The organism is Chlorobium ferrooxidans DSM 13031 (assembly GCF_000168715.1).
Taxonomy (GTDB): Bacteria; Bacteroidota; Chlorobiia; order Chlorobiales; family Chlorobiaceae; genus Chlorobium; species Chlorobium ferrooxidans.
Map to the genome: position 1 here is coordinate 1 of NZ_AASE01000020.1, position 22,773 is coordinate 22,773.

The 22,773-nt window shown below is 51.5% G+C and carries 24 protein-coding genes and 1 pseudogene; 3 read left to right on the top strand and 22 right to left on the bottom strand.

Annotated features, from left to right (window positions below; translation table 11 throughout):
• Positions 1-428: pseudogene (locus tag CFERDRAFT_RS09070) on the top strand (restriction endonuclease); the annotation flags it as partial.
• Here the strand turns inward: CFERDRAFT_RS09070 and CFERDRAFT_RS09075 are convergent.
• From CFERDRAFT_RS09075 to CFERDRAFT_RS09090, 3 genes are all read right to left on the bottom strand, one after another.
• The gene (locus tag CFERDRAFT_RS09075; RefSeq protein WP_006366933.1) at positions 409-1,515 is read right to left on the bottom strand and encodes a DNA methyltransferase; all 1,107 of its coding nucleotides are present in this window, start codon (positions 1,513-1,515) and stop codon (positions 409-411) included. The pseudogene CFERDRAFT_RS09070 and the gene CFERDRAFT_RS09075 overlap by 20 nt on opposite strands.
• Before the next feature lie 374 nt (positions 1,516-1,889).
• Positions 1,890-2,180 carry a type II toxin-antitoxin system Phd/YefM family antitoxin gene (locus CFERDRAFT_RS09085; protein WP_006366937.1) on the bottom strand — a complete coding sequence of 97 codons (291 nt, stop codon included), beginning with the start codon at positions 2,178-2,180 and terminating at the stop codon, positions 1,890-1,892.
• 244 nt (positions 2,181-2,424) lie between these two features.
• Positions 2,425-2,838 (bottom strand): OsmC family protein, encoded by a 414-nt coding sequence (locus tag CFERDRAFT_RS09090; RefSeq protein ID WP_006366939.1) that lies wholly within the window; start codon positions 2,836-2,838, stop codon positions 2,425-2,427.
• Positions 2,839-3,184: 346 nt separating this feature from the next.
• On the opposite strand from CFERDRAFT_RS09090, the gene CFERDRAFT_RS09095 reads away from it, so the two are divergent.
• Complete coding sequence (locus tag CFERDRAFT_RS09095; protein ID WP_006366940.1) at positions 3,185-3,634, top strand: 6-carboxytetrahydropterin synthase; 450 nt, start codon at positions 3,185-3,187, stop codon at positions 3,632-3,634.
• A complete protein-coding gene (gene folE, locus CFERDRAFT_RS09100) occupies positions 3,594-4,265 on the top strand; it encodes a GTP cyclohydrolase I FolE (protein WP_006366941.1) in 672 nt (223 codons plus the stop codon). Before CFERDRAFT_RS09095 ends, folE begins: the two co-directional genes overlap by 41 nt.
• Before the next feature lie 69 nt (positions 4,266-4,334).
• Here the strand turns inward: folE and CFERDRAFT_RS09105 are convergent, their stop codons facing one another.
• From CFERDRAFT_RS09105 to CFERDRAFT_RS09195, 19 genes are all read right to left on the bottom strand, one after another.
• The gene (locus CFERDRAFT_RS09105; protein WP_040433610.1) at positions 4,335-4,814 is read right to left on the bottom strand and encodes a HyaD/HybD family hydrogenase maturation endopeptidase; all 480 of its coding nucleotides are present in this window, start codon (positions 4,812-4,814) and stop codon (positions 4,335-4,337) included.
• 352 nt (positions 4,815-5,166) lie between these two features.
• On the bottom strand, positions 5,167-5,850 hold the full coding sequence (cybH, locus tag CFERDRAFT_RS09110) for a Ni/Fe-hydrogenase, b-type cytochrome subunit (RefSeq protein ID WP_006366943.1): 684 nt from the start codon (positions 5,848-5,850) through the stop codon (positions 5,167-5,169).
• A 12-nt stretch (positions 5,851-5,862) separates the two neighbouring features.
• Positions 5,863-7,581: a nickel-dependent hydrogenase large subunit gene (locus CFERDRAFT_RS09115; RefSeq protein WP_006366944.1), complete on the bottom strand. Its 1,719-nt coding sequence runs from the start codon at positions 7,579-7,581 to the stop codon at positions 5,863-5,865.
• A 16-nt stretch (positions 7,582-7,597) separates the two neighbouring features.
• Positions 7,598-8,683 carry a hydrogenase small subunit gene (locus CFERDRAFT_RS09120; RefSeq protein WP_006366945.1) on the bottom strand — a complete coding sequence of 362 codons (1,086 nt, stop codon included), beginning with the start codon at positions 8,681-8,683 and terminating at the stop codon, positions 7,598-7,600.
• Between the two features lie 208 nt (positions 8,684-8,891).
• Positions 8,892-10,427 carry an NADH-quinone oxidoreductase subunit N gene (locus tag CFERDRAFT_RS09125; RefSeq protein ID WP_006366946.1) on the bottom strand — a complete coding sequence of 512 codons (1,536 nt, stop codon included), beginning with the start codon at positions 10,425-10,427 and terminating at the stop codon, positions 8,892-8,894.
• A 39-nt stretch (positions 10,428-10,466) separates the two neighbouring features.
• Entirely contained in the window at positions 10,467-12,107 is a 1,641-nt protein-coding gene (locus tag CFERDRAFT_RS09130) for a complex I subunit 4 family protein (RefSeq protein ID WP_006366947.1), read from the bottom strand.
• Positions 12,108-12,148: 41 nt separating this feature from the next.
• On the bottom strand, positions 12,149-14,458 hold the full coding sequence (nuoL, locus tag CFERDRAFT_RS09135; RefSeq protein ID WP_006366948.1) for an NADH-quinone oxidoreductase subunit L: 2,310 nt from the start codon (positions 14,456-14,458) through the stop codon (positions 12,149-12,151).
• A 52-nt stretch (positions 14,459-14,510) separates the two neighbouring features.
• The gene (gene nuoK, locus CFERDRAFT_RS09140; protein WP_006366949.1) at positions 14,511-14,828 is read right to left on the bottom strand and encodes an NADH-quinone oxidoreductase subunit NuoK; all 318 of its coding nucleotides are present in this window, start codon (positions 14,826-14,828) and stop codon (positions 14,511-14,513) included.
• Positions 14,829-14,844: 16 nt separating this feature from the next.
• Entirely contained in the window at positions 14,845-15,366 is a 522-nt protein-coding gene (locus tag CFERDRAFT_RS09145; protein ID WP_006366950.1) for an NADH-quinone oxidoreductase subunit J family protein, read from the bottom strand.
• 28 nt (positions 15,367-15,394) lie between these two features.
• The gene (locus CFERDRAFT_RS09150; protein WP_006366951.1) at positions 15,395-16,018 is read right to left on the bottom strand and encodes a 4Fe-4S binding protein; all 624 of its coding nucleotides are present in this window, start codon (positions 16,016-16,018) and stop codon (positions 15,395-15,397) included.
• Positions 16,019-16,061: 43 nt separating this feature from the next.
• Positions 16,062-17,180 (bottom strand): NADH-quinone oxidoreductase subunit NuoH, encoded by a 1,119-nt coding sequence (gene nuoH / locus CFERDRAFT_RS09155; protein WP_006366952.1) that lies wholly within the window; start codon positions 17,178-17,180, stop codon positions 16,062-16,064.
• Positions 17,177-18,379, bottom strand: coding sequence for an NADH-quinone oxidoreductase subunit D (locus CFERDRAFT_RS09160; RefSeq protein ID WP_006366953.1), 1,203 nt, complete (start codon positions 18,377-18,379; stop codon positions 17,177-17,179). Before CFERDRAFT_RS09160 ends, nuoH begins: the two co-directional genes overlap by 4 nt.
• 33 nt (positions 18,380-18,412) lie before the next feature.
• The gene (locus CFERDRAFT_RS09165; protein ID WP_006366954.1) at positions 18,413-18,931 is read right to left on the bottom strand and encodes an NADH-quinone oxidoreductase subunit C; all 519 of its coding nucleotides are present in this window, start codon (positions 18,929-18,931) and stop codon (positions 18,413-18,415) included.
• Between the two features lie 23 nt (positions 18,932-18,954).
• On the bottom strand, positions 18,955-19,524 hold the full coding sequence (locus CFERDRAFT_RS09170; protein WP_006366955.1) for an NADH-quinone oxidoreductase subunit B: 570 nt from the start codon (positions 19,522-19,524) through the stop codon (positions 18,955-18,957).
• Between the two features lie 28 nt (positions 19,525-19,552).
• Positions 19,553-19,984: an NADH-quinone oxidoreductase subunit A gene (locus CFERDRAFT_RS09175; RefSeq protein ID WP_006366956.1), complete on the bottom strand. Its 432-nt coding sequence runs from the start codon at positions 19,982-19,984 to the stop codon at positions 19,553-19,555.
• Between the two features lie 214 nt (positions 19,985-20,198).
• Positions 20,199-20,411, bottom strand: coding sequence for a hypothetical protein (locus CFERDRAFT_RS09180; RefSeq protein ID WP_156778049.1), 213 nt, complete (start codon positions 20,409-20,411; stop codon positions 20,199-20,201).
• Between the two features lie 45 nt (positions 20,412-20,456).
• The gene (locus CFERDRAFT_RS09185; RefSeq protein ID WP_006366957.1) at positions 20,457-21,050 is read right to left on the bottom strand and encodes a tetratricopeptide repeat protein; all 594 of its coding nucleotides are present in this window, start codon (positions 21,048-21,050) and stop codon (positions 20,457-20,459) included.
• Positions 21,043-22,143, bottom strand: a complete 1,101-nt coding sequence (locus CFERDRAFT_RS09190; protein WP_006366958.1) for a ferrochelatase — start codon at positions 22,141-22,143, stop codon at positions 21,043-21,045. The genes CFERDRAFT_RS09185 and CFERDRAFT_RS09190 overlap by 8 nt, the downstream gene beginning before the upstream one ends.
• Entirely contained in the window at positions 22,125-22,718 is a 594-nt protein-coding gene (locus CFERDRAFT_RS09195) for a hypothetical protein (RefSeq protein ID WP_006366959.1), read from the bottom strand. The genes CFERDRAFT_RS09190 and CFERDRAFT_RS09195 overlap by 19 nt, the downstream gene beginning before the upstream one ends.
• Between the last annotated feature and the right edge of the window lie 55 nt (positions 22,719-22,773).

Consider the following 22,773-nt stretch of genomic DNA (forward strand, 5'->3'; position numbering starts at 1 on the left):
AAACACAGGCAGACAAAGGGATCAGGGAGGATAAAATTTGGATCAGCAAATTCATGGAGCTGGGGAAAGGTCTTTGGGGCGACAATCCTGCTGATCTTGAAACTCTGCTCGATCTTTTCCTTGCGCACCTTGACCACTATGAGAGAGTGCTCATTCTCCGAGCACTTCAGAAAGCCCCGAACTGGATTTATGAACTGGTGGAAGTACCCAAGGCTCTTCTGATGCTTGCTGGCAGCGGAAAACTTGAGATGAAAACTGAAAGCAGGCAATTCCCGAAACCAGGCTACTGCTTTGTCCGTGAAGGTGAAACCGAACTATTCCAGCTTTACTTCGATGGTGGTAGTGAGCGGAAACTTCAGCTCAAAAATCTTCTGAAATGTCGCTGCATGGTGCATGCTCGTTGGGAATTCACGATTCCTGAAGCATAAGCGCTCCCTGAACCCGTGCGTTGCGCCTGCCTGATATGTCCACATAATCCGGATTGATCTCAATACCGACGCATTTTCTGTTGAGTTCCTGCGAAACAATGCCAACTGTTCCGGCTCCATAGAAAGGATCAAGAATCAGATCATTTTCCTCTGACCCGGCTAATATGCATGGCCGCACCAGATTTTTCGGGAAAACTGCAAAATGGGCTTCTGCACAAGGTTCAGTATTGATGGACCAGACTGTGCGCTTGTTTTTAAAGCCGTTTCCGTTTGTATACGACTCCTTGATTGCTTCCTGATTGAAGTAGTACTGCTCGGATTTTGAAAACATGAAGAGGTATTCATGAGCAACAGTCAGGCGGTCTTTTACACTTTCAGGCTGGCAATTCGGTTTGTGCCAGATGATGTCATTGCGCAGATACCACCCGTCAAGCTGGCAAGCCATTGCAACCATCCATGCCACGCCGATCAGGTCTTTTTTCTTGAGTCCATCAGGTGTTGGCGGACGGTACGACATTGCCCTGCCCCGGTTTTTGGAGTCCTCCTGTCGCCATTTTCTGCCGCCGGAAGTATAGGTATTACCGATGTTCAGCCAGAAGGTTCCGTCAGATTTCAGGACACGTCGAACTTCCGAGAATATTTCAACAAGAGTCTTTATATAATCCTGAAGGTCAGGCTCGGCGCCAATCTGGTTTTCAACGCCATAATCCCTTACACCCCAGTATGGAGGAGAGGTGACTACGCATCTGAACGTATCGTCAGGAAGTTGTTTGATAATATCTCTGGTGTCACCGTTGATCACCTGAATCCCCTCTTCATCAAGCTGATCTATGTTGATGAAACGGTTTGACGCTGAGGCTCTCTCTGGCTCGGCAGTGACAATATCCGCATTGCCCTGTTCGAGGAAAGGACGACCGACTTTTTTTCGGCCAAACATGGCAAAATCCGAAAGAACAGATTCTTCAATAAGATGATCTCTGCCGGATTTATCGGTCTGCAAGCGCTCTTCGAGAATATACTGCCGGATTCTTGCTGAAGATACGCCCAGATAGAGAGCTGCTTCTTCTGTAGTATAATACTTGCTCATGCGTAAGGTTTTTATACTAATGTAGAAAAACTCTCATAAAAAGCAATTCGATAATGCACAATCATACAACTTCGGGGTATGCAGGCCGGAGGAGTTTCACCTCCACCTATGACTTCAGGGGACGCCCGCGACAAACTCTACAAAACGGGCTCAAGCGCAAACAGAGTAAAGCGGGACACCTCGGAGACCTTGTATTTTGCTACCAATGTTTCGCCCCCAGGGGGGCTTGAATATGGAGATTTTGAATTCTGGATGGAAGAGAAAAGATAGTGGGAGGAGCAATAGATCTATGTTTGGAGCTCTTTAATTCGAAGCATGCGGTGAGCTCTCTATTTCGTCAAGCTTTCTGACCGCTTCTGTTGTCCAGACAACTTTCATTGCTTGCCGGAGGCTCTTTTGTCTGCAAGCATTTTCCTGACCTCTTCGGTACCATATACCTCGCCGGATTCGGCTGCGGCCAGACCCTGCTCAACCGAAGCAACAAACTGTTTATGATAGACGAGACTGTCGTACTCTTTCGGTGAAAGAAGCACTCCGGCAGCCCGGCCATTCTGGGTAATAATCAACGGATGCCCGGTCGCCTGAACCTTTTTCAGACAGGAAGAGATGCCGGCTTTGAACTCACCCAACGGAATGATATCGCTTGAAGCCCGAATGTTTTTCATAATTAAGAACCGTTTTTAGACCATAATTCAAATCTTTATTCAGATCTTAATATAACCATATTCTCTCAAACCAATGCGTCACTTCGCAAAATGCAACTTCGCCCTCGTTGAAGAGATTTTGAATGCTGGATTGTCATCCCGAACTGAAGGGAGGGATCTGGTTTTCGGAAAAAGAGATCTCTCTCTGCGTTCGAGATGACATTTTGGGGTTCTTGGTGGAAGAGAAGCAGGGGGCGTTGCTGGCTCAGGCCAGTTCGGTGCTCCAGGTTATGTTGCAGCCGGAGCCGCGGAGCATGGCGGCGACGCTGCAGTACTTCTCCATGGAGAGTCCGGCGGCTTTTTCGAGATCGGCAAGAGAGCCGTCCAGGCTCTTCATCCGGTATCTGATGTGGATCGAGGTAAAAACCTTCGGGTGCTCCTCCGCCCTTTCAGCCTCAAGATCAGCCTGGAGCAGGGTCAGCTCCTTTCGCATCTTTTTGATGATGGCGATAATATCCATCATGGAGCAGGCTCCAAGCGCTTCAAGCACCGTATCCATCGGTGTGGCATACTTTGCCGGGCCTGAAAAATCCATGGTGGCGTCAAAACGGGTCTTCTGGCCCTTCGCGTTGACGCCGACGAGGGGCAATTGGCCTTTGAAGGTAACGGTAGTATGCATAGTTCAAAATCTGTTACGGGGTTCAATTAGTGCGTTGGGCGGTACTCGGAATCCTCATGTACCCGTTGTACATTCCGGTTCCTGCGTTCCGTCCGCCTTCTCCTTGAACCCTTCACGACGATTTTGAGAGGTCCAGGAAAAATAAGATACTACTTCTGTTCGCTCAAATCCCCCTATTCAAGTTAGGGGGTGCCAAGACACATAATGCTGCAACGTGCAACTTTGTTGAAACTTATAGAAGAGAGCCCAAGTTACCTTCAATACAAATTGTAGATCGAAAAGAGTACATTACTGCATCTGGCAGGATGGTACAATTCAAGAGAAGGAACAAGAACAACTGCTGCCCATGAATGAGCTTTTGGAAAAACCGAGAAGAGTCTACGTTTCACGAAAAATAGAGTTCAATGCTGCGCATCGGCTTTTCAATCCGGACTTTACGGATGAAGAGAACGGTGAAATTTACGGAAAATGCAGCAATAAAAACGGGCACGGCCACAACTATCTGCTTGAAATCACGCTTTACGGCGTGGTTGACCCGGCTACCGGCTTCCTCTTTGACCTCAAGGAGCTGAAGGCTATTCTTGAGGAGGAGATCATTGAGCGGTTCGATCACCGCAACCTCAACCTTGACGTGCCGGAGCTGAGGGAATGCGTACCGACAACCGAAGTGCTTGCTGTGCTGATCTGGGATATACTCGAACAACGACTGCGTAACATCAATAACCGGGAGATCGCTCTCCACGAAGTAAAAATATATGAAACAGGAAAAAATTCCGTCCGCTATCTCGGCGAGTAATCCGCTCCCTTCGGGTCGCGGGAGCTGCTGCGATGATGATGACTGTTATAGAGATACACCCGATACCGAACCGCACATTCTCGGAGGGCTCTCCGAAGCGGTGACTGCCATGCTTGAGGGGATCGGCGAGGACCCCCGGCGCGAAGGGCTGCTCAAAACACCCGAGCGGGTTGCCCGATCCATGCGCTTTCTGACAAGAGGGTACAGCCAGGATCCGGAGGAGCTGCTTAAAAATGCGGTCTTCACCGAGTCCTATGACGAGATGGTACTGGTGAAGGATATCGACATCTTCTCGATGTGCGAGCACCACATGCTCCCCTTTTTCGGCAAGGCGCATATCGCCTACATTCCTGACGGCAAGATTGTGGGGCTCTCAAAACTTGCCCGTGTGGCGGAGGTCTTTTCCCGCCGCCTTCAGGTGCAGGAGCGGCTTACCCAGCAGATACGCGACGCCATCCAGAGTGTGCTCAACCCGAAAGGGGTCGGCGTGGTGATTGAGGCCCGCCACATGTGCATGGTTATGCGGGGCGTGGAGAAGCTTAACTCCGTAACCACAACATCAGCCATGTCGGGGCAGTTTATTACATCACAGTCGACACGGAGTGAGTTTTTGCGGTTAATAAAACCGTAGAAAACAGATTAGGACACGAAATCTACTGTAGGGGCAATCCTGCGTGATTGCCCGTATAACGCATTTCAATTATTCTTCTGCTGACAACCAGCTGTCAACAATGGCTCTTCCCTTCTCTACGGCTTCAGGGAGAAGCCCGGATACTTCGGCGCTCAGGTTGAGCGAGAGTTCGAGCTCTCTGGGGGGGATGCCGATCAGCACCAGCTCCTTCGGCATTCTGCCGCGCAGTTTGGCTACACCGATCAGTTCGCTGAAGCCCATCTGGTGGGAGCTCATCTTGCGGTGGATGAAGGCGGGTAGCTCTTCGTTGCGATAAACGTAAACTCCCCGATCGTACTCAAGGGGAATAAGCGCGTCAAAGACCATCAGGGCATCGCATGACTCGATAAAGTCGAGCAGATAGACCCCCTGGGTGCCTCCGTCGATAAAGCTGACCGATTCTGGATAGGATGAAGATTCACGGAACGCGTTGACCGCTGCCACGCCGAAGCCCTCGTCACCATGGAGGGTGTTGCCGAGGCCGATTATGTTGATCTTGCTGTGTTTCAATTTATTTGTGCTTTTTTTACCCTCCCCCAACTGCCGTTGGGGGCTACCGATATTACGCCCCTACGGGGCTTAAAAAAGAAATTCAATACGTCCGTTCCTGATCCAGCCAACTTCGTTGGGGCTACCAATGTCGCGCTCCTCTGGAGCTGAAAAAAAAACAGAGGGTTCACATTACCCTGACCATCCAAACCCGTTGGGGGCTACCGATATTTCGCCCCTACGGGGCTAAGAAAGAAATTCAATATGTCCATTCCTGATCCAGCCAACTTCGTTGGGGCTACCAATGTCGTGCTCCTCTGGAGCTAAAAAAAGCCCCCGACGAATCGGGGGCAAAAGAGCGATGGAAACAGCGTTAACTCGGTTCCTCTTCCACCTTGTGCTTGAAGCCTGTTATGATCGATGAGGTGACGCTGGTGCGGTCAACCACATCGTGACGAATCACGGCATAGATGTGCATGATGAAGTAGACCGGGAAGATCCAGGCCATGACATGATGCGCAAAGTGCAGCGAGTAGCTTCCGCCGAAGAGCGGAATCAGCCAGCCGAACATGGTGGAGTTGAACCCGCCTGGGTTGTTCTCTCCATACATTGCCAGCCCGGTGAAGATCATGAAGCTGGAACCGCAGAAGATAAAGATAAAGTGCGCCAGCGCGGCAACCGGGTTGTGCCCCACATAGTTCGGCTCGTCACTCCTCAGAAACAGATAGGACTCAACCTGCTCCCGGAAGGGTTTGCCCCACCATGAGGGTGACCAGGGCTGGAATCCGCCGAATCGGGCATATTTGTCGTTACCGAACAGCGCCCAGTAGAGACGGAAGAGGAAGTTGGCGACAAAGATAAACGCTGCAACAAAGTGCATGTAGCGCCACCACGCCATCCCCTTGTACCAGACCGCCTCACCGAGAGGCGGATTGATCAGCGGAGCTGCAATATAGAGGCCGGTTATCATCAGAATCACAATCGAGAGCGCATTGATCCAGTGATAGAACCTTACCGGCAGCCTCCAGACGTAGATCTCTTCAATTATTCTACCCATGAGAAGCTCCTTTTAGACGATTTTAACCGACGTTATCTCATTGCCGTTCATGTCGAAGAGGTGCGAGGCACAGGCCAGGCACGGATCAAACGAGTGCACGGTTCTGAGGATCTCAAGCGGCTGGTCGGGATTGGCGACCGGGGTACCCTTCAGTGCCGACTCGTAGGCACCGATATTACCGTTGACATCTCTCGGCGAAGCGTTCCAGGTCGAAGGCACCACGATCTGGTACTCCTTGATCTTCTCATCCTCGATGTGTATCCAGTGCCCGAGCGAACCGCGGGGTGCCTCGGTGTAGCCGAAACCCTTGCACTCTTTCGGCCAGCTATCGGGATCCCAGCGCTCGCTGTTGAAGGTGCGGTAGTCGCCGGTTTTGATATTGGCAACAAGCTGATCATAGTAGTGACGCATGAAGCCTGCGGTCTGCTTGCACTCGATGCCTCTGGCTGCTGTGCGGCCAAGCGTCGAGAAGAGCGCTTCGGGACCGACTTCGAGCTTGGAGAGCACAAGGCCAACCGTATCCTTGATCATCGGATCACCCTTGGCGTATGCAATGAGCACACGGGCAAGCGGGCCGACCTCCATGGGGTTGTTCTTCCAGCGGGGCGTTTTCAGCCAGCTGTACTTCTTGTCGGTATCGAGATACTGGAACGGAGGTTTCGGACCGGTATAGTTCGGCGTGGTCTCGCCCTTCCACGGGTGAAGCCCCTTGCCGTCACCACCCTTGTAGGTGTACCAGCTGTGGCTCACCTCTTCGGTTACCTGTGCGGCATCTCTCGGATCGACATCATGGATGGTGGTGAGATCCTTGCCAAGAATGGCTCCTCTCGGCCAGAGCAGGGTCTTGAAGTCGGCAAGCGTGGTCTCGGGGAAATCGCCGTAGCTGAGATAGTTGCCGAGTCCGCCACCGTGCAGCCACCCCTTGTAGTATCCGGCAATGGCAATCAGGTCGGGAATGTAGACCTGGTCAATGAAGGTCTGGGTATCGTCGATAATCTTCTTGATCATCGAAAGGCGCTCGATATTGATAGCCGTATCGCTGTTCGGATCAATAGCGCAGGCCATACCGCCAACCAGATAGTTCGGATGGGGGTTCTTGCCGCCGAAAATGGTGTGGATTTTGATGATCTCCTTCTGGAAATCAAGCGCCTCAAGGTAGTGCGCAACCGCAATAAGATTCACCTCCGGCGGAAGCTTGTAGCCGGGGTGACCCCAGTAGCCGTTGGCAAATATACCGAGCTGGCCGCTGTCAACAAAGCCGATAAGGCGCTGCTGGAGATCCTTGAAGTAGCCGGGTGAGGATTTCGGCCAGGCCGAGATGCTCTGGGCAATAACGGAGGCCTGTTTGGGATCGGCTTTCAGCGCGCTCACCACATCTACCCAGTCAAGGGCGTGGAGATGGTAGAAGTGTACCAGATGGTCCTGCGTCACCTGGGTTGCATTCATCAGGTTGCGGATGATGCGGGCGTTGGCAGGAATATCGATGCCAAGCGCATCCTCGACGCAGCGAACCGAAGCGAGAGCATGAACGGTGGTACAGACACCGCAGATACGCTCGGTGAATGCCCATGCATCCCTCGGATCGCGTCCCTTCAGAATAACCTCAATACCGCGCCACATCGTGCCGCTGCTGTAGGCCTCTTCAATAACATTACTCTCGTTAAGCTTCGCCTCTATTCTGAGATGTCCCTCAATACGGGGGATCGGATCGACAACTATTTTTTTTGCCATGTTTCTCTACTCCTGATTAAGCTTTGTCTTTTTCTGAGCTGTCTGCTTTTGCCTTTTTGACTGCGGTTACGGCAGCATGCGCGGCTGCGCCTGCGGCGGCTGCACCGACAGCAACAATACCGATCTTGTCAGCGTTACTGTCGCTTCCAAGGAACGAAACTTCAGCCTTTCGGGTATAGAATGGTCCCTTGTCCCAGAAGTTGGGCTCGGAGCAACCGATACAGGGGTGGCCGGAGCCGATCGGGAAGCTTGTGCCTCCGTTCCACTGAATCTTGGAACAGGAGTTGTAGGTTGTCGGTCCCTTGCATCCCATCTTGTAGAGACACCACCCCTTTCTGGTTGAATCGTCATCAAAGCTTCTGACAAACATTCCGGCGTCAAAGAAGGCTCGACGGTAGCACTTGTCGTGAATGCGGGTGTTGTAGAAGGCCTTTGGACGTCCAAGCCGGTCAAGCTCAGGCAGGGTGCCGAAGGTGTGGAAATGGGTAATAACACCGGTCATCACCTCCGAAATCGGAGGACATCCGGAAACCTTGACAATCGGCTTGTCCTTGATAATCTCGGAAACCGGAGCGGCTCCTGTCGGATTTGGATGGGCATTCTGCACGCATCCGAATGAGGCACAGTTGCCCCAGGCAATAATTGCAGCGGCATCAGCGGCGGTCTCTTTCAGGGTATTGAGGAAGGAGTCGCCCCCGACCATGCAGTAGACACCGTCATCCTTTGTGGAGGCGTTGCCTTCAACAGCCAGAATGTACTTGCCCTTGTAATCCTTCATGATCTTGCGGCGCACATCCTCAAGCTGCGTGCCCGCTGCGGCGCTGAGCGCATCATCGTAGTCAAGGGAGATCATGTTGAAGAGCAGGTCTTCGATTGTGGGGTGGGAGGAGCGGATAAAGGATTCGGTACAGCAGGTGCATTCAAGTCCGTGAAGCCAGATAACCGGCGTTCTCGGCTTCTTCTCCATGGCCTCGACAACGCTCGGTACCATTGATGGAGCGAGGCCCAAATAGACCGAAGTCATGGTACAGAATTTCAGAAAGTCCCTGCGACTCACTCCCCTGGCCTGGAATATCTCGGCAAAGGTCTGGTTGCTTTGCATGTTTACCTCCATATTATGTAAAAGCGATTTATCGGAAAGTCAGATTGAAATACCCATTAAAAGCAAGAACAGTTCAAACGGAGTCTCCATTGCGGAGCATCATAAACACATTTTTTAAATTAACATTCACACGCCGATTTACCATAAAAAAACCCCGTTTTCCTTGGGGAAAAACGGGGTTACGTGAATTCAATGCAGGCTAACCATCTTACTGCAGGGTTATACCGAACATGGCTGAAGAGTATCTGGCAAAATCCGAGAGCGGAGTGAAAAAGAGTCCGAACCAGAGTGTCAGGATCATCAGGAAGGACATCAGTATGTTTGCGATAAGTCCGGGGTTGAAGCTCTTCTCTTCCGGCTGTTCGGAGTCACGAAGATACATGTTGAGGGGTATCAGCATGTAGTAGTAGAGCGAAATCACGCTGGTCAGCACGCCGATAAGCGCAAGCCAGATATAGAGTGAACCCTTGGCAAGCAGTGCCGAGAAGATCATCAGCTTTCCGATGAATCCAATGGTCGGAGGCAGACCGACAAGGGAGATCAAAAATACGGTGAGAGCTGCACCGGCAATCGGCATCCGTCTGCCAAGCCCGCGGTAATCCTCAAGATTCTCGCTGCCGGTCTTGTTGGCAATAAGGGTGACAACATAGAAGGCACCGAAATTCATCAGGAAGTAGGAGGTCAGATAGAAGAGCGTTGCCTGTGTACCGAGCGCATCACGCAGAAGCACGCCGAGCAGAAGGTAGCCTGCATGGGCGATCGAAGAGTAGGCAAGCAGCCTCTTGACGTTCTTCTGCCAGAGTGCCACCACGTTGCCATAGACCATCGAGGCGATGGAGAGCACAATAAGCAGCGCGACCCAGTCGATACCCATAACATCTTCCACCGGAAGTGCGGCACGGGGGACGGCAATGTAGAAGAAGCGCATCAGCAGCGCAAAACCGGCCGCCTTTGAAGCAACCGAGAGATAGGCGGTAATCGGTGTAGGAGCACCTTCATAGACATCAGGACTCCAGAAATGGAAAGGCACAGCGCCGATCTTGTAGCCGAATCCGGCAAGAATCAGCAGCGTGGCAAGAATCATGATCAGCGGATCGTAACCATGCGCGGCAAGGGCTGCGCTGATCTTTATAAGATTGGTCTGGGCGGTAAGGCCGTAGATAAGCGAAAAACCGTAGATCATCAGGCCGGAGGAGACCGCACCGTAAACCAGATATTTCAGGGCAGCTTCCGATGAGCGACGGTTGCGCTTGAAATAGCCGGTCAGGATGTAGGCTGAAAAACTGACCAGCTCCATGGAGAGGAAGATCATCAGAAGATCGCCCGAAGAGGCCATCATGATCATGCCGATCACCATCGAGATGATCAGGGCATAATACTCACCCATGCTCTTGACCTCACGGTTGAACTGCTCATCGGCCATCGTAATGATGACGGCTATGATACCGGAGACAACAAAGAAGTATTTGAAAAAGAGTGCGTAGCGGTCAATGACATACATCCCGAAAAAGATCTCTCCGGATGGAAGTGCATGCTGCTGGAAGATAAAGTAGATGCTGCCAAGTAGCCCAAGAAGGGTTGTAATGGAGAGCACATTGTTTTTCCTCCCTTTCGTGACCAGATCGACAAGGATCACAGCCATAAAGAGCACGGACAGATAGATTTCAGGTATAAAAAACCCTGTATTTGCCTTGAGAACAGCTATGATACTCTGGATTTCAGCACCTGATGGCAGCTCGAACATAATTCTCTACGTTTATTCTTTTACCTCGTGCAAAAGCGGTTAATTCAAAGATGTCAGCACAACTGGAGAGAGCACCTGCACAAGCTTGTTGATGCTTGATGTCAGCATGCCGATCACAGGCATCGGATAGATACCGAGTGCAATGGTGATCACGGCAAGCGGAACAAGCATAACCAGCTCGCGTGCATCAAGATCGAGCTTTCCTTTCCAGTCGTGGAAGTGGATGTGCTCATGACCCTCTGCATCAACCTCAAGATCGTAGGCTGCATCCGGCTTTCTCTTGCCGAGGAACATTCTCTGCAGCGACCAGAGCAGATAGGCTGCACCGAAGACGATACCGAGCACAGAGACAATGGCAATCGGACGGGTAGTTACCGAACTGAATGCACCGACAAAAACAAATGCCTCGGAGATGAAGCCGCTCAGGCCGGGCAGACCTAGTGAGGCGAACCAGGCAATGGTCACAACTGCGGCATAGCGCGGCATGTAGGAGGAAAGGCCTCCGAACTTGTCAATCTGACGGGTATGGGCACGGTCATAGATAACACCGACCAGAAGGAAGAGCATGGCGGTGATGGTGCCGTGGTTAAACATCTGGTAGAGCGCGCCGAGCATTCCCTCGCTGTTGCCTGCGGCAAGACCGAGCAGCACGTAGCCCATGTGACTGATGGAGGAGTAGGCAACCATCTTTTTAAGATCCTGCTGGGCAAGGGCACAGAATGCACCATAGATAATATTGATGGCGCCGAAAATGCCGATCACATACATGGATGCCTGGAAGACTTCCGGGAAGAGCGGGAAGTTGATACGCATCATACCGTAGGTTCCAAGCTTCAGCAATACACCGGCAAGAATAACCGAAATAGGGGTCGGTGCTTCAACGTGAGCATCAGGAAGCCAGGTATGGAACGGGAACATAGGAACCTTGATGGCAAAACCGATGAAGAGCACGATAAAGGCAATCAGACGCCATCCATGGTTTTCAGGAGCGAATATGGCGCCCGCAACATTGAAGTTCGACTGGGTAGCCATGGCAACAAGAGAGAAGGTGTGGTTGCCGGTAACCGGATCAGTAACACTGAAGTAGAGTCCGATCATGACAAGCAGCATGAAGACGGAACCGAACAGGGTGTAGAGGAAGAACTTGATGGCTGCATATTCACGGTTCGGTCCGCCCCAGATGCCGATCAGGAAGTACATCGGAAGAAGCATCAGCTCCCAGAAGACATAGAAGAGGAAGAAATCAAGCGCGACAAAGCAGCCCATCATGGCCGTGGCCAGAAGGTTGTAGAGGATAAAGTACCCCTTCACCTGTTTCTGGATGGTCCAGCTTGAGAGCACACCGATGGCGGAGACCAGTGCGGTCAGAATAACCATGGTCACCGAGATGCCGTCAACACCGAGGAAGTAGTCGATGTTCATCGAGCCCAGGGCGCCGAGGTTGATATTGATCCAGGAGAGCTTCTCCACAAACTGGAAGGATCCGAAGGCGCTGCCGCCCGGTCCAGCCGTGATTCCCGGAATCGAGGGGTCATATCCTCTCCAGATCAGAAACGCCAGCACGCCCTGGCCGATAGCCGCAAGCAGTGAAACAATTCTGATTATCTGCTTTTGCGAGGAAGGCACGGCAAGAATGATCAGACCGGCGATGATAGGCAGAAATACAATTAAACTCAGCATGTTCCGTTTCTGTAAGTTTTCAGATTAAAAATAGATCCCTCTTAGTAGATCAGTCGTGTAAAGTAATAGATAAAGTAACCAAAGACTGCAACAAGGAGCATGACCACATAGGTCTGAACCTTTCCGGTCTGGAGTTTTCTCAGAACCGCACCGGTGGTGTTGACAGAGAATGCGGTAAAGTTTACGAGGCCGTCAACCACATATTTGTCAAATCCGGCATTGGCGAATGCGAACTTCCTGACCAGGGTGGCAACACCGTTGACAATACCGTCAACCACATTGGTGTCGAACCAGGAGAGAAGTTTTGAAAGAACAACCGAGCCCTTGATGAAGGTGGCCTGGTAGATCTCGTCCCAGTACCACTTGTTGAGCGAAAAGAGATAGAGCGGCCGGATTGCGACTGCGGTCTTTGCCGGATCGATAATACCGAAGACATAGACAACAAAGGCAAGACCGATACCGAGCACAACCATGACGCTCGAAATATAGATGGCCGTGTAGTGCGCTGCATGACCTGCGTGAACAATCTCTGCCTGACGCGGATCGGAGTAGGCGTGCCCGCCCTTTGCTTCGCCGTGTGAAGCTGCGGCGGCTCCGTGTTCTGCTGCGGCAGGAGCTGCACCATGTTCAGCAGGCGCAACTGCACCTTCCGCTGTGTGCGTTTCCGGAAGAGCACCGACAGCTGCAAGCTGAGGCAGAACCGAACCGGCCGGAAGTGAACCGATCTGCGGGTTGGCGGCACCGACCACTGTGGCCGGAGTAGGAATCATCTTCATGAACCACCCCTTTGCACCGTCAAGCGGATCGGGCGAGTAGACAAAGAAGACTGAAAGTGCTGCAAGTATGACAAGCGGGGCTCTCATGTTCCATGAAACCTCATGCACGCCGTGTTCGGCATGATGATCATCACCATGAGCCGCGTGACTGTCGTGCGCATGGTGATCGCCGTGGTGAGGATCAGCCGGTTTGAGGTGCGTACGGCTTTCACCGAAGAAGACAAGCCAGATCTGGCGACCCATGTAGAAGGCGGTCAGCATGGCGGAGAAGAATCCGAGTACAGGGATAAGATAGTAGATACCGCCTCCCTCAACGTTGGCGAATCCTATCGCTCCGGCAAGAATGGCATCCTTGCTTAAAAAGCCGCTGGTCAGGGGAAGACCGGCCAGAGCAAGCGTGGCAAGGGTGAAGGTTGCGAATGTCCAGGGCATATGCTTGCGAAGTCCGCCCATCCAGCGCATATCCTGCTCATGGTGCATGGCGTGGATAATGGCACCTGAACCGAGAAAGAGACAGGCTTTGAAAAACGCGTGCGTAACGAGGTGAAAGAGCGCTGCCGAGTAGGCTCCGACACCAAGGCCGAGAACCATGTAGCCAAGCTGCGAAACGGTCGAGTAGGCCAGCACCCGCTTGATATCGTTCTGGGTAATAGCTATGGTTGCGGCCATGAATGCGGTAAAGGCACCGATGAAGGCAATCACATGGAGAGCATCGGGCGTCAGCATCACAAAGATACGGGCAACAAAGTAGACACCTGCGGCAACCATGGTAGCTGCATGGATAAGGGCGGAAACCGGTGTCGGGCCCTCCATGGCGTCAGGCAGCCAGATGTGGAGCGGGAACTGTGCCGATTTGCCAACGCAACCCATAAAGAGCAGAATTCCGGCAGCGGTCAGCCATGCGTTTGAGAGGGCGAACTTCCCTGCTGCAAGGTTGGCGTAAACCTCGGAGAAACTGAAGGTGTGGAACTGTGAATAGAGAATCAGAATACCGAGCCACATGCCGATATCACCGACACGGTTGGCAAGAAAAGCTTTTTTCTGTGCATCAGCGGCACTGTCCTTTTCAAAGAAGAAGCCGATAAGCAGGTATGAGGAGAGTCCGACAAGCTCCCAGAAGATATAGATAGAGAAGAGGTTGTCCGAGAGAACAATACCGAGCATCGAGAAGGTGAAGATGCCGAGATAGGCAAAATAGCGTCCGTAGTTCTTGTCTCCGGCCATATATCCGGTAGAGTAGAGATGCACAAGAAGACTGATCAGGGTCACCATTGCCAGCATGATGGCCGTCAGGTTATCAATGACGATGCCCATTTTAACCTGAAGCGGGCCGACACCGGGTACATTGCCCAGATCAATCCAGGTAAAGTCCCATGCAACCCGGAAAGCGGGATCGTAGCTCTGCACAATAACCGTCCAGAAAATATAGGCTGATAGTGCGAATGCTGTTCCAAGTATGCCGACACCTATAAAATCACCCCGTCTTGGAAGGCGGCGGTTGAAAAAGATAAGCGTGACAAACGAGAGCAGCGGCAGTAGCAGTACGACTATTGATAACTGAATTAAACTGTGCATGTTCTTTTGTTTTTACAAGAAAAAATTAAAACTGATTGTGCTTTTACCCTTTTTACTCTTTCAATGAATCTATGGAAGAGACATCGACACTCTTGAAAATCTTGAAGATATTGATAACGATTGCAAGAGCGATGGCCGCTTCAGCCGCAGCAAGAACAATGACAAACAGGCTGAACATGACACCCTGCATGCTGCCGTTGTACTTCGAGAATGCCAGAAAGTTGATGTTGGCGGCATTCAGGATAAGCTCGACGCCCATCAGGATAACGATGGCGTTTTTACGGGTCATGACGGCAAAGAGCCCCAGACAGAGCAGAATGGCCGAAATGGTCAGGTAGTGGTTGAGCCCTATGGTTGCGAGTTGTTCCATTGTTGTAGTAAACTTGTTATTCGTGATTGGCCGGCTTGTCGAAACGGGCAAGAAAAGCTGCACCGATAAGGGCTGCAAGCAGGAGAATCGAGGCCATTTCAAAAGGAAGCACGTAGCGCGACATGGTTTCAAAACCGATCCGTTCAACAATACTGCCCTGCAGCATGGTCTCTGAAGGCATCCAGCTGTGCGTGGTATAGAAGGTGTAGAGCAGGGCGCCGATCATGGCGAGAAGCAGCAGCGTACCCGGAATGATATGCAGCACATCGCTTTTCGGCTTGGCGTTCATGATACTGTTGGTAAACATCACACCAAAGAGCAGAAGCACAAGAATACCGCCGACATAGACAACAACCTGCGTTACCGCGATGAAGTCGGCACTCAGGAAGACATAGAGGGCTGCAACACCGAAAAAGGTGAAAAGCAGGGCAAATGCGGAGTAGATCACATTGCGGGTAAAGACGACAAACGCGGCGGAAAGCACCGTGATGGCGGCAAAGATATAGAATATGACCGTATAGGGTGTCAGGTAACTCATAGTTATTCAGCGCATTAATTGTTTCCTCTTATTCTCCGCCACTCTTTTCCTGCTGTGCTGCCTCGGCTGCCTTCTTCTCTTTCTCTGCCAGTGCCTTTGCCTGAAGTTCAGCATTCTTGCGCTTCTTGGCCTCAGCCTCCTGATTGGTGAGGTTACCGAAATGGTAGAGCAGGTTCTGGCGGTCAAACTGTGAAAAATCGCTCACCGGTGTGTGCACCAGGCAGTCGGTCGGACATACATTGGTACAGAGGCCGCAGGTCATGCATTTGGCCGTGTCAATATCAAATACGGGAACCCAGAACTTTTTCTGCTGTCCGTCAGAGGTCTTTCCGCAAACCGCAAGGTCATCGGCGGCAACCTTGATGGTCTCGATGGTAATACAGCTTATCGGGCAGGCCCGTTCGCACTGGCCGCAACCGATGCAGTCCTCAATATTGTTGTAGAGGCGGTACCGTCCGTTCAAAGGGGTAGGAATGACCTCCCTTGGATACTGCAGGGTACAGAGTCCGTCCACCTGACGGAAATAGTCAACATCGTCAACACCGGCATCACCCTTGCGCTTTGTAGCATTGAAAAAATGCTTGAGGGTGATTCCCAATCCGGTGGCAATCGTGACTGCTCCGGTTTTTATATTGCTGAAATACTCACTCATAATCTAATGGACATTTCTTTCCTGCATTGACTGTTGAACACGCTTACGGTACATAGATTTCCCAGATCGCCGTCAGCACAAAGCTGACAAAGGCAAACGGGGTCAGAACTTTCCAGCAGAGGTACATGAGCTGGTCAACCCTCAGGCGGGGAAGCGTCCAGCGCAGCCACATCTGCACAAAAATAAAGAAGAACCCTTTCATCACCATCCAGAAGACACCCCAGACCGGGCCGTTTGTCATATCGTTCAGGGCAAAGGATCCGATATTTGGCAGTGGCGAGTTCCACCCTCCGAGAAAGACGATCGAGATGATGGCTGAAACCATAAACATGCTGCCGTACTCTGCAAGAAAGATGACGGCGAACTTCATGCCGGAGTATTCGGTAAAGTAACCGGCAACCAGCTCGGATTCCGCTTCCGGAATATCAAACGGGGCGCGGTTTACCTCTGCAAGCGAGGCGATAAAGTAGATCAGGAACGGAAGCCAGGCAATCGGCGACTGAAAGAGGAAGAAGTTGGCAAATCCCCATGGACCGGACTGCATCACATTGATCTGCTGCATATCAAGCGTACCGGCCATCATGGCGCCACAGAGCAGGGCGATAGCCGCCGGAATCTCATAACTGACAATCTGGGCGACACTGCGGACTGCACCGTAAAGCGACCACTTGTTGTTGGATCCCCATCCGGCAGCAAGAATACCGACCACCTCGATGGAGACGATGCCGATGGCAAAAAAGAGACCGACATTCAGGCTTGCACCGATAAAGGCAGGGCTGAACGGGAGCACGGCATAGGCAAGGAATGATCCGACAAAGAGGATGCCGGGTCCGATAACAAAGAGAAACTTGTCGGCTGAAGAGGGAACGATGTCCTCTTTCTGCAGAAGCTTCAGGATATCGGCAAGCGTCTGCAGGATACCCCACTTTCCAACCTCCATAGGACCGAGACGATCCTGCATGAATGCGGAGATTTTCCGTTCACCGTATACACCGTAGGTCAGTGCATAGACAGCGATAAAAACAAGCGGGATGGCTGCAAGAATTACCATACCGAGAGGCAGACCCATCGGAGCAAAACCGGTAAGCGCTTCCGACCAGGCATTAAGACTGTTACCCATAAGAAAAGGCATGCTAAATTGCGATAAAGCGGTTACACTCATCTGTCAACCTCCCCGAGCACGATATCGATGCTGCCGATAATGGCAACCAGATCAGGTATCAACTGACCTTTGGAAAGATCCTTCATGGCTGAAAGATTGACAAAACAGGATGAACGGGCTTTGCAGCGGAGCGGTTTGGTTGATTTCCCATCGCTCTGAATGTAAAAGCCAAGCTCGCCGCGAGGGTTCTCCGCCCTGCCGTAAACCTCTCCGGCTTTTGGTCGGATGCGTTTCGGTATGGCCGCTTTCGGATCAAACCCTTCAGCGGATGGCATTTTGGAGATACACTGCTCAATAATGTTCAGGCTCTCGTCGATTTCAAGAGCACGGACAAGGTGACGTGAAAGACAGTCGCCGATCTCCGAGTGACGCCCGTCAGGCACACAGACCTTGAAATCAAGCTCGGGGTAGACCGAGTAGGGGTCGTTGCGTCTCAGATCCCACTTGACGCCGGATCCGCGAAGCATCGGGCCGCTCCAGCCGTAGTTGATGGCTACATCTGCAGGCATGATGCCGATACCGATGGTACGCTTGATAAAGATTTCGTTTTCCGTGAGCAGGCGGTAAAGCTCTTTGGCCTGGGGACGGAAGTAATCGACAAACTCCTTGACCCGCTTGGTGAAATCGGCCGGGATATCCTGAGAAAGGCCGCCGATCCAGATATAGTTATAGAGCATTCGAGCGCCGGATGCCCATTCAAGCAGGGAGAGGATATGTTCCCGGTCACGGAAACAGAAGAGAAACGGGGTGAAGGCACCGAGATCAATGCCGTAGGTACCGATAGCGACAAGGTGTGATGCTATGCGGTTGAGCTCGGCCACGATGACGCGGATAAACTCGACACGCCTCGGGATTTCGATATCAAGCAGCTTCTCGACCGTGATGGCATAGGCAAACTCGCTGTTCATGCCGGAGAGGTAGTCCATCCGGTCGGTATAGGGAACAATTGCCGGATAGTCGACATTCTCGCAATACTTTTCAAAACAGCGGTGCAGATAGCCGAGATAGGGCTCTGCTTCGGTGATCACCTCACCGTCGGTAAGACACTCCAGCTTGAGAACACCGTGGGTTGACGGGTGCTGGGGGCCCATGGCCAGAACCATCTGGTCGGTCGCAAGGCCCTTTTCTATCACAACGACATTGTTGTCTTTTCGGGTAACCCTGACCGAACCCAGTCCAGCTATATCTAATTCCTGCATACGTGAGCTGCTTTTTACTGTTATAATCTTTTTTTAGTAGGGTACCTTTATACCGTGGTAGCTCTCCTGTACCTTGTAATCCTTGCGAAGCGGGAACCCTTCCCAGTCATCGGGGCAGAGAATCCTTCTGAAATCGGGATGACCGGTAAAATCGATACCGAACATGTCATAAGCCTCCCGTTCATGCCAGTTTGCTGTATGCCATACGCACGACACGGTCGGGATAGCTCCCCCGCTGCGCGGGCAGCTCACCTTGACGGCAAGCCTGTGGCCCAGAGCACCAAGCGACTCAAGGTTGCAGACAATGCCGAGCTTCTCTTCAGGGAAGTAATCTACACCCGAAAGGCAGGCCATGTAATTAAATTTCAGCTTTGCATGATCACGCATGAAGAGCGCAATATCCTGCCAGAGTGAAGCATCAAGCACCTCAAAAAACGGCATGGTCGCGTTACCGTCAAACTCCGATACGGCACTGCCGAACTGCTCCCGAATAATCGCGTATGCTGCAGCACTCTCTTTTACCGACTGCGAAATAACTGTTCCTTCTGCCATCTGACTTCAAGCCTTGTTTTTAGTTATGCTCCGACTGCCTTGCGCTCCTCAGCAATAACAGCCTGGGGATCAACACTCTTCTCTGCCAGTTTTTTCAGTGCATCAGCTCTTGAGAGACCTATCTGCTCCATGCGGATAAGCTCCTGAATCTTCATAAGACCGCCGATAAGCGCTTCAGGCCGCGGAGGGCAGCCCGGCACATAGACATCAACAGGAATAACCCGGTCTACACCCTTGAGCACGTGGTATCCATGCTCCCAGTAGGGGCCGCCGCAGTTGGAACAGCTCCCCATGGAGAGTACATAACGGGGTTCGGGCATCTGCTCGTAGAGACGCACAACCCGCTCGGCCATCTTCATGGTAACGGTACCTGCAACAATCATAAGGTCGGACTGACGGGGGGAGGAACGGGGAAATATACCAAAACGCTCGAGGTCATAGTTGGATGCGTTGGTAGCCATCATCTCGATAGCACAACAGGCAAGACCGAAACCCATCGGCCAGATTGATGACAGACGAGCCCAGTTCAGGACGTTGTCAACCGATGTCACCAGCACGTTATGCTTTGTTATTCCGGCATCAAGTAAACCCATAACCTAAAGTAAATATGGTGAATAGTAGTTAATTCCCGAGTGTGGAGGTTTTTCGTACCGGCATTTCAGGCATCTTCGGAATGTTAGGAGTTGGCCTGACCCAGTCGAGATCACCTTTTACCCATGCATAAACAAGGCCGAGCACAAGAATGCCGGCAAAGAGAAGCGCCTCAACAAGAGCGAACTCTCCAAGCTGCTTGAAGACCGTAGCCCAGGGGAAGAGAAAGACAACCTCAACGTCAAAAATGATAAAGATAAGGGCGACGACATAAAAGCGGATATTGAACTTGACCCAGGCACTGCCGACAGCCTCTTCGCCGCACTCATAGGTTGAGTTCTTGGCCGGATTGGGTCTCTGGGGGCGCAGCATGCGGGCGGTAAGAAAACCACCGGCTACAAAAACAATTCCAAGGGCAAGAAAAACAAAGACATTGCCAAAATTACTCAGCGTCTGGTCCATGTAGTACTATTTGATTTTAATCCCGGGCTGCCTGGAAACAATTGGAGATCCTGTAGCGATAACGTTCAACCAGGAGCGCAAATATAAAAAAATTTTCTTTCTGACACAGAAAAAAAACCGGCGTTCTCATCCAGTGCCGGTCTCTGTGCGAAAATCACAATTGTGAAGGGTAAAACTAACATTATTTCACTATTCACAAAACTCTTTTAGTCTGTTACTGACTGCCGCTTTTGATTTTATCGCCCAAACGAATAAAAAGCCTTAATAAAACAAGAGTAACAAAGATGGCGATAAGCAGAATAATGGAGTGGGCTGCAATCCATGATCCGGTAAAAGCGCTCAATGCAGTGCCGAATGTCGCGGTAATCAGCAGCCAGACGATCGGAAGCCACGCCACACCGACAACCGCCGTGAGGGTTGGCTTCATAAACCGCTTGCGAGTCTCTTTATCAGGGAAAAATTTCATATTTATTTAAAAATAGAGGCTTCCTATCTGTTCCGCCATTTCGGCGTCAAGTGTTTTCAGGATTTCATACTCCTTTTTCAGCCCGGCCATATCACCTCTCGAAAGATAGTACATGGCAATCTTGTAGTGTGATTCAACACTCTCAGGCTCAAGCCGGAGGGCCGATTCAAAGGCCTCTTTTGCCTTCTCATACTCCCCGAGATCAAGCCAGGTATCGCCGATTACTCCGTAAACTCCGGCATATCCGGGATCAATATCGAGGGCTTTCTGCAGGGTCTTCAGGGCCTCCTCCTCCTTGCCAAGGGTCAACTGCACAAAACCGAGGTGCTTGTATGCCTCAAGAAAACCGGGGTCAACGGCAATGGTTTTCAGCAGATCACAACCTGCTTTCCGGAAATTGCTCATGGAGAGATTGGTCACCGCCCTGGCGTAGAGTGCTTGCGCATCGCGCCGGTTCAACTCAAGAACCCGGTTGAGCAGGATCAGCGCATCACTGTTGCGCTGCTCGTGCATGCAGTCGAGTGCCTGCTCATAGAGCGTGCGCGCATCAAGGGAGTCCGTTTCCCGCTCTCTCTGTTCTCTGCCATCGATACTATTCAATGTAGCTGAATTTTTTCAGTTTCGGCTCAATACACTCTCCGGGCGTTTCCATGGCATGTTGCAGATTGTCCAGCCATTGCAGCTCTGCGAGAACCTTTTCGCCGAGCCAGCGGCCAAAATCGGGATCGTCGTTTATGCAGCGCACATACTGGGCAACCGGAAAACCGGCCTTGTCGAGTTGTTTTTTTGCATCGTACTCGGTTTCGCTGTTGTCGGCAAAAAAACCGTAGGGGAACATGACCACTCCTTCGTAGCCATCCTCCCGGTAATCCTCCAATGCTTTTTCAATGGTCTCGGCAGTCCACTCCCCTCCGTTGGAGTGGTTAATGCACCCCTGGCGAACATCAGTGAAGATATTGCGGGGGTCCGCCATGATCTTCTGCTTCATCACCTCGAAAAATGCGATAGTCTCTTCAAGACCGGTAAAAACCTTCGGAGTATTCCCGTGCCGGTCCCTGACCAGAGTACCATGAATGACAAGGACAAGACCGATCTTTCCTCCCCCCTTCAGGCTCCGGATCTTTTGGGAGAGCTGTGCAAAGAGGTAGTCAATATAGATCCGGTGAAGAGCGTCATCACTCCAGAGCCTGCTCATCACCTTTACCAGGGCGAAACTCCCCTCACCGCAGACATCCATAACCATCTGGCAGGCCACACCGCAGGAGAATGCGGACTCAACAGGAATCATCGGCACTACAACTATGCCGTCGTAATCCCGGCGAAGCTCCGAGAGCATATCGTCAAGGTAGGGCGGAACAAAGTAGTAGGCATCAAATACCCTGACATCAGCCTTTGCAAGAAACCCGCTTCCGTATCTGTCAAGAGCCGCCTCAAGCGTTTTTGTCTGCGCCCGGTTTATGGCAATAAGCTTTGAACGGTAACGATTGAGCTTCCAGTTGATATAGTGCTTGGTTGAACGGTAATCAGCAATAAAATAGATCAGGGCTGTCGGCACCTTGACAATCTGGCGGGTAACGACCAGAAGAATCCTTCTCGAACTCGGCCAAAGATTCCTGATCGTCAGCTTGTCAACCTCTCCGTATGTTGTAACAACAACGGCATATCTCTTGCGCTTCACAACCCCGTCCACCATTTTAGCTCGGTAAAGATCACGGAAAAGCCGACAATACCGCCAATAAGGGTCTGCATGAAATTATGTGCTTTCAAATGGATTCTGGACCACATGAGAAGGGGTACAAGCAGGAGAAGCCATAAAGAGACAGCACCGAACTGCAAAAAAAGCAGCGCAACAGAGGAGGTAAAGGTGAAGAGATGAATGCTGATTTTCCACTGAAGGGTTACCAGCAGAATAAAAACCATATTGACCGCATTGAAGAGAAGAATGCCGGAAAGCAGAGCCGGAGCATCAAGATGCTTCATAAACTCGTAACCGAGGGCGTTGATGGCCACCAGTACCAGGAGCGGAAGAAAGCGCTGCTCCCGAAAGGTGATATTGTAATCGGAGACCTTCCCTATTTTTTTAAGACCGAAGATCAGAAGCATGGGGACAATCGTGCTTGAAAGAAAAAGCACCATCAGGTAGGAGATGTTGTGCGGGTCGGCACGGTATCCCAGCAGCACAATCGTTGTATAGACAGCCGGAGCAACCACAACCGGATTGATCACCCATGAAATAAAGTTTGCAAAACGTTTTAGATCAAACAGCATGGGCACATGACGAAATAATCGGGAATAAATAATTTTCTTGCGGCACACCCTGAAA